Source organism: Thermogemmatispora sp. (assembly GCF_019683635.1).
GTDB lineage: Bacteria > Chloroflexota > Ktedonobacteria > Ktedonobacterales > Ktedonobacteraceae > Thermogemmatispora.
In genome coordinates, this window is sequence record NZ_JADGIA010000238.1 from 1 (window position 1) to 7151 (window position 7151).

6 protein-coding genes are annotated in these 7151 nt (G+C 61.0%); 1 reads left to right on the forward strand and 5 read right to left on the reverse strand.

The features are described 5' to 3' along the window. Positions 1 to 202: 202 nt before the first annotated feature. Entirely contained in the window at positions 203 to 1240 is a 1038-nt protein-coding gene (locus IRZ31_RS18880) for a hypothetical protein (RefSeq protein ID WP_297156518.1), read from the forward strand. Between the two features lie 255 nt (positions 1241 to 1495). On the opposite strand, the gene IRZ31_RS18885 is transcribed toward IRZ31_RS18880, so the two are convergent. The 5 genes from IRZ31_RS18885 to atpH form a co-directional block, all read right to left on the reverse strand. Next, the gene (locus IRZ31_RS18885; RefSeq protein WP_112429954.1) at positions 1496 to 1945 is read right to left on the reverse strand and encodes a F0F1 ATP synthase subunit epsilon; all 450 of its coding nucleotides are present in this window, start codon (positions 1943 to 1945) and stop codon (positions 1496 to 1498) included. 1 nt (position 1946) lies between these two features. Then, positions 1947 to 3365: a F0F1 ATP synthase subunit beta gene (gene atpD / locus IRZ31_RS18890; protein ID WP_297156520.1), complete on the reverse strand. Its 1419-nt coding sequence runs from the start codon at positions 3363 to 3365 to the stop codon at positions 1947 to 1949. Between the two features lie 193 nt (positions 3366 to 3558). Further along, entirely contained in the window at positions 3559 to 4455 is an 897-nt protein-coding gene (atpG, locus tag IRZ31_RS18895; protein ID WP_297156523.1) for an ATP synthase F1 subunit gamma, read from the reverse strand. Between the two features lie 19 nt (positions 4456 to 4474). Then, positions 4475 to 6034, reverse strand: coding sequence for a F0F1 ATP synthase subunit alpha (gene atpA, locus IRZ31_RS18900; RefSeq protein ID WP_297156526.1), 1560 nt, complete (start codon positions 6032 to 6034; stop codon positions 4475 to 4477). A 429-nt stretch (positions 6035 to 6463) separates the two neighbouring features. Next, positions 6464 to 7108 (reverse strand): ATP synthase F1 subunit delta, encoded by a 645-nt coding sequence (gene atpH / locus IRZ31_RS18905; protein ID WP_297156529.1) that lies wholly within the window; start codon positions 7106 to 7108, stop codon positions 6464 to 6466. Between the last annotated feature and the right edge of the window lie 43 nt (positions 7109 to 7151).

Consider the following 7151-nt stretch of genomic DNA (forward strand, 5'->3'; position numbering starts at 1 on the left):
AGCGACAGTGGAGGGAGTGCCGGCGGGAGCTTCAGCGACAGCGGAGGAGGAGCTGGCGGGAGCTTTTAGCGGCGCGTTGCAGATAGGGCCGAGTCTGGCTGTCGACTCTGTCAACCCCGGCCCTAGATCATCCGTATAAATAGCGTGGCATGGAACGACAGAGTGCGGCATGATAGGGCAAAAAGAGGAGGGGAACACGTTCATGAGTCTCATACGAGCGCGTTCTGCCAGGCAGAAGGCTCAGGAAAGTGCTGAGTTTCCTGCCCGACACGCTCATATTATCAGATCAATGCTATTGAAGCCAGCTCTAGCCCTTTTGCTTAGCGGTTTGCTGCTGATGCTGACCAGTGTGGCTACGCTGGCCGATAGCGTCACCATCAGTGACGGGGCTGGTGTCCTCGATAAAGCTCGCATCCAAAGCGAGGCGGCAAAACTGCCCTACCCCATCGCGATCTATACGACTAACTCCTTCACAGGCAGCCAGTCCGACTTTGAGGCGCGCACACAAAGCCATGTCACCAACTCGCGTCTCATTGTCATCGCTATTGATACCGTTCATCACTGGATGTACATCAAGTCTGGATCGCAGGTGCCGCTTTCCAACAGCGCCGCAGAAGACGCCTACAACGCCTTCAAGGACAATTACAATAACGGCGACTATACTGGGGCGACGCTGGCGGCCATTCGCTCGCTGGAGGATTCGCTGGCGGCTGCCAGGAGTGGCGAAGGTGGCTCCCCGGCCAATTCTGGGGCTGGCGGCCTCCTGTCGAGTGGTCTGGGTACACTCTGCTGCATCGGTCTGCTGGTACTGATCATTGGAGGAATCTTCTTCGCAGTTGTGCGCCGACGCTCTGGCCAGGGCTGGGGTTGGGGCTGGGGTCGCAGCAATGTACCCTATGAGCCGACGCCTCCGGCTGGCTATCCATACCAGGGTCCGTATCAGGGAGGCTATCCTCCTAACTACTACCCGCCTAACCAGGGTGGAGGCATGAATCCCTGGGCTGCTGGCGGCCTTGGTGCCCTTGGTGGCGGCCTGATTGGTTACGAGCTTGGCAAGATGGCTGGTGAAGAAGAGGCCCACCATCAAGAAGCTGGCTTCGCCGGTGATCCCGGCATGGGGGGAGGCGGTGACTTCGGTGGCGGAGGTGACTTCGGTGGCGGAGCTGGAGGCGACTTCGGTGGCGGTGGTGATTTCGGCGGTGGAGGCGACTTCGGCGGAGGCGATGGAGGGAGCTTCTAGATCGGCGAATGGCTTCCTCTGCAAAAGAAGCCTTCATCAACCAACGCAAGCAGGAAAGGGAGAGCATCGATCAATTGTGCTCTCCCTTTCCTCCTCTTCTGGATAAAGTTGGAACACCATCGCTCGTTACCAGCTTCCCGCTGGGCAATATGCCTTGCAAGAAAGCGCCGGCGCTCCTCAATCAAGTGAGCGAGGAGCGTGCAGCGCCCGGTCTGGCTTGCCACAGCCAGCGAAGCCCGCGAAGCGAACGTGGGGCTACTCTTCCTCCGTACTCTGGCGAATACGGCGTGTATGGCGGCGACGTGCCAATTCGGCCACGCGCAGACGGCTCACCGCCCGCTCCAAAGTCGCCTGTAGCTCAGCGCGCTCAGCATCCGTCTGCGCCTGCTCCAGACGCTCCAGAGCACGGCGGCGCGCCTCCTGAGCGCGGGCCTCATCGATCTCCTCGGCGTGCTCAGCGGCATCAGCCAGTACCGTTACCTGATCCTCGAAGACCTCCAGGAAGCCGCCGGAGACGAAGATCGGCTCCTCAGCATCTCCCAGGCGGATCAGCAGCTCGCCCGGTGCCAGCACTGCCAACAGCGGCGCATGGCGCGGCAGAATGCCCAGGCGGCCCTCCGTTCCTGGAGCGTTCACCTGGTCCGCCTCGCCGCTGTAGAGCGCCCGCTCGGCGGTCACCACCTCGACATGCAGTTTTCCAGCCATCTTAGAGTGACCTCTGCTCGCGCTCGTGACGCTCGATCACCTCATCGATCGTACCCGCCATGTAGAAATGCTCCTCGCGGATATGATCGTACTTCCCCTCAAGGATGCCCTTGAAGCCGCGCACCGTCTCCTTGAGCGGCACATACTTCCCGGGGCGGCCCGTGAAGACCTCGGCCACAAACATCGGCTGCGAGCAGAAGCGCTGGATCTTGCGGGCGCGCGAGACGATCAGCTTGTCCTCCTCAGACAGCTCGTCAACGCCCATGATCGCGATGATATCCTGCAGATCCTTATAGCGCTGCAGCACGCGCTGCACGCCACGAGCCGTATCGTAGTGCTCCTGACCCACGAACTGCGGATCAAGCACGCGGCTGGTCGAAGCTAGAGGATCAACCGCCGGGAAAATCGCCTGCTCGAAAATCGCGCGATCGAGCACGATCGTCGAATCCAGGTGAGCGAAGGTCGTCGCGGGCGCCGGATCGGTATAGTCGTCCGCCGGAACGTAGACCGCCTGCATCGACGTAATCGAGCCGCGCGTCGTCGAAGTGATGCGCTCCTGCAGCTCACCCATCTCCTCCGCCAGGTTCGGCTGGTAGCCCACCGCCGAAGGCATACGCCCAAGCAGAGCCGACACCTCAGAACCAGCCTGTGTGAAGCGGAAGATATTATCGATGAAGAGCAGCACGTCTTTGCCTTCCTCATCGCGGAAATACTCCGCGATCGTCAGGCCAGTCAGCGCCACACGCAAGCGCGCCCCAGGCGGCTCGTTCATCTGGCCGAAGACCATCGCCAGGCGGTCGATCACGCCGGCTTCCTGCATCTCATGGTAGAGATCGTTCCCCTCGCGCGTGCGCTCGCCGACGCCGGCGAAGACGCTATAACCGCCGTGGGCCTTGGCCACGTTATTGATCAGCTCCTGAATGATTACCGTCTTGCCCACGCCGGCGCCACCGAAGGCGCCAACCTTACCGCCGCGCATGAAAGGACAGATCAGATCGATCACCTTCAGGCCGGTCTCGAAGACCTGCACCTCTTTGGCCTGCTCCTCCAGACTCGGAGGGGGACGATGGATCGGCAGACGCGGCGCATCGACCACCGGCGGCTTATTGTCAATCGGCTGACCAAGCACATTGAAGATGCGCCCCAACGTCTTGGGGCCAACCGGGACCGAGATGGGCTGGCCACGATCGATGACCTCCAGGCCACGCTGCAGACCATCGGTCGGTCCCATTGCCACGCAGCGCACCCAGTTATTGCCCAGGTGCTGCTCCACCTCCAGCGACAGCTCCTGATCGGAACCCTCGGGGCGGACTACCAGCTCATTATAGATAGGAGGCAGCTGCTCGGGGGGAAACTCCACGTCGACCACGGCCCCGAGCACCTGGACCACCCTCCCCTTGGCAAGTGTCTTTGTCGTCATGTATCTCTTCGCCTCCTGCGGAAGCCTCGACAGCGCAGCCGCTCACTGCCAGCAAAGCAAGCGAGCCTGTCTGCATCCATCCCGCTTCCGTTCAGCGTTCGTTTCGTTACAGACTGTTGCGTGGGACTGACAGGAAGAAGCAATGACCTGTCGCCCACGGCAACGGACTCGCACCAGCTGGTGAAGGCGGCGGCTACAGATCGCCGGCGCCGGCCACCACCTCAAGAATCTGTGTCGTAATGCTGGCCTGACGGGCCTTGTTATAGGCCAGCGTCAGATCATCGACCAGCTCGTTTGCATTATCGGTAGCGTTCTTCATCGCTACCATACGCGCCGACTCCTCGCTGGCCCGCGCCTCAAGCAGCGCCAGATAAACCTGGACATCCACATAGCGCGGCAGCAAAGCCTCGAAGATGGCCCGCGGGTCCGGCTCGTAGATATAGTCAATGCGCTGACGCTCGCTGCTGCCTTCGCTCTGCGGCGGCTGCACCGGCAGCAACTGGATCGCCACCGGTTGCTGCGAGGTGGTGCTCACAAAGCGAGCGTAGACCAGATAGACTACATCCACCTCGCCGCTCAGGAAAGCATCCATTGCCACCTGAGCCACTGCCGACGCGTCGTTCATCGAAGGATTATCGCTAAGCTGCGTAAACTCGGCCAGCAGGTGCTGCTGCGTCCGCACAATGAAATCGCGTCCCTTGCGACCAATGGCCACAAACGAGACGGCGGGACGCTGCCCCTCGGCTCGCTGCACCTCTTCCTGAACCTCCAGCGCCGTTGAGGCCGCCTTACGATTAATATTGCTCGGCAGCGCGCCGCAGAAGCCGCGATTAGGCGAGATCACAATGAGGCCGACGCGCTTCACCGGGCGGCTGCGCAGCAACGCCACCTCATTGCCCAGATCCTCGCCGGCCACCGTTGCCAGGCGTGACACCAGCTCCCGAATCTGCTCCGCATAAGGGCGCGCCCGCTGCACACGCTCCTGAGCGCGTCGCATGCGGCTGCTGGCGATCATCTGGAAGGTGCGCGTAATCTGCGCAATATTCTTCACCGTCCTGATGCGCCGCCGAATCTCGCGGGTTGATGGCATAGCTCTCTCCGCCTCCTAGCTAGCTAGCTGCTGCTTGAGCCTTCTGCGGCTGCGGTGCGGCGGTCTTCTTGAACTCCTCAATAGCGGCTCGCAGACGTGCCAGCAGATCGTCGGACATATTGTTGCGCTGCTTCACCGACTTCTCAATGATCTCCTGGCCGATCTCGGGATGGTTCGCCTCCATATAGCGATGGAAAGCCGCCTCCCACTCCTGGATCAGTGCCAGCGGCACATCATCCAGGTAGCCCTGTGTCGCAGCGTAGATGATCATCACCTGCTTCTCTACCTCAAGCGGCTGGTACTGCTTCTGCTTGAGGATCTCTGTCAGGCGCTGGCCGCGCTCGATGCGGGCCCGCGTCGCCTTATCGAGGTCGGAAGCAAACTGTGCGAATGCTGCCAGCTCGCGGAACTGAGCCAGATCCAGGCGCAGCGAGCCAGCCACCTGACGCATAGCGCGCGTCTGGGCGCTGCTTCCCACGCGGGAGACCGAGATACCGACGTTAATCGCCGGGCGAATACCGGCGTTGAACAGGTCCGTCTCCAGGAAGATCTGGCCGTCGGTAATCGAAATGACGTTGGTCGGAATGTAGGCCGAGATATCGTTGGCTTTCGTTTCGATGATCGGCAGAGCTGTCAGCGAGCCGCCGCCGTAGTCCTCGTTCAGGCGAGCCGCGCGCTCCAGCAGGCGCGAGTGCAGGTAGAAGACATCACCGGGATAAGCCTCGCGGCCCGGCGGGCGACGGATAATCAGCGAAATGTTGCGGTAGGCCTCGGCGTGCTTGGTCAGATCATCGTAGACGATCAGCGCATCGCGGCCCGACTCCATAAACTCCTCGCCAATCGCACAGCCAGCGTAAGGCGCGATATACTTCATCGGAGCCGGATCGGCGGCGCCGGCTACCACGACGATCGTGTGCTCCATCGCCCCATACTTCTCCAGGGTCGCAATGGTGCGCGCCACCGAAGAATTCTTCTGGCCGATGGCCACATAGATGCAGATTAGATCTTTGCCCTTCTGGTTAATGATTGTATCGATAGCGATGGCCGTCTTACCGGTCTGGCGGTCGCCGATGATCAGCTCGCGCTGACCGCGTCCGATGGGGATCATCGCGTCGATCGCCTTAATACCGGTCTGCACCGGTGTATTCACCGAGCGGCGCGTAATCACGCCGGGGGCCACGCGCTCGATCGGGCGCCGCTTATTGGTAATGATCGGTCCCTTATTATCGATTGGCTCACCGAGCGCATTGACCACGCGCCCGATCAGCGCATCGCCGACCGGGACCGAAATCACCTGACCGGTCGTGCGCACCTCATCATCCTCGCGCAGCTCAGTATAGTCGCCGAGAATGATGATGCCGACCGTCTCCTCCTCCAGGTTGAAGGCCATACCCTTCAGCCCGGTGCGGGGGAAATCCACCAACTCCAGATATTTCACATCCTGCAAGCCATAGACGCGGGCGATGCCGTCCTGGACGGCGATCACGGTCCCGACGCTGGCCGTGGCAGGCTGGCTTTGATCGAAGCCAACGATATTACGTTCGATGATGGCACTGATTTCATCTGCCCACGATGCCATCGTCTTTCCTCCTCAGGTAGTCTCTCCTCGCCATAGAGGCCAGCCGGAACAAGAAGCCAATACCACACACACGCAGGGGCCAAGCCCAAACCGCAGATCGAAGCTGCGTGCACAGACCAGCCCGACGCAAGCCTGCTGTGCCGGCCTCAAGCTCGACGGACGGCAGGACAGGCAACAACAAGGCAGACCAGTAGACAGGGCAGCCGGCCCGTTACGGACGAGAGCGAGCGATGGGCAAAACGCTAAAGTACAGATTAACTAACTGGCGAACGAGAAGCGAACGAATGAGCAAGCAAACAAAAGAGCAACGGCCAGCAACCAGAGAGTTGGGGAGCCGGCACGTAAGCCAACGGGCCTCACTACCTGCAGTCCAGTCAGTCGGGCAAGAGCAGGCAGACAAGCAAACAAGCAAGCAAGCAGTTCTGGCCCTTACTGAGTGCGTGTCGGCTCAGGGCGATCCTTGGCTGGTGGATCGTTGACCGTCGCCAGGGCGGCAGGCAGTTCCAGCGATGCCAGCAGCTCAGAGCTATGGGCAGCGGTCTCCTGCAGCAAGCGCTGCTGAAGCGTAGCCAGCCGATGCTGGACGCTGGCATCAATGACCTCGTCGCCGACGCGAGCGATGATCCCTCCCAGAATCTCCGGCTCGACCTTTGTCTGCAAGATAATCTGTTTTCCTGTTCTTCGCTCTAACGCCTGCTTCACACGCTGAAGCGCGGCCTCATCGAGAGGCGCCGCCGTGATCACCTCGGCGATTGCCTGGTTTTTGTAGCGGAGCACGAGCTGTTCGAGTTCGCGCGCGATATTCGGCATCAACTCGACCAGATTACGCTGGACCACCAGCAATGCGAGATTGAGCGACGTCGGCAGGACCCGCGACGCAAGCGCCTGACGCAGCGCCTGCTCCTTGCGCGCCAGTGGAATTTTCGGCTCGCTCAGCAGATAGGCCATCTTGCGCTGGGCCAACAGCTCAGCAATGGAGCGCACCTCGTTGAGGGTGCGATCTAGCGTCTGCTGCTGCCGCGCGATATTGAAGATAGCTTCAGCGTAGCGGCGTGCGATCGCTCCCTTAAGCATTACTGTCCCTTCGTAGCCTGGCTGGCGTTGACGAACTCTTCAA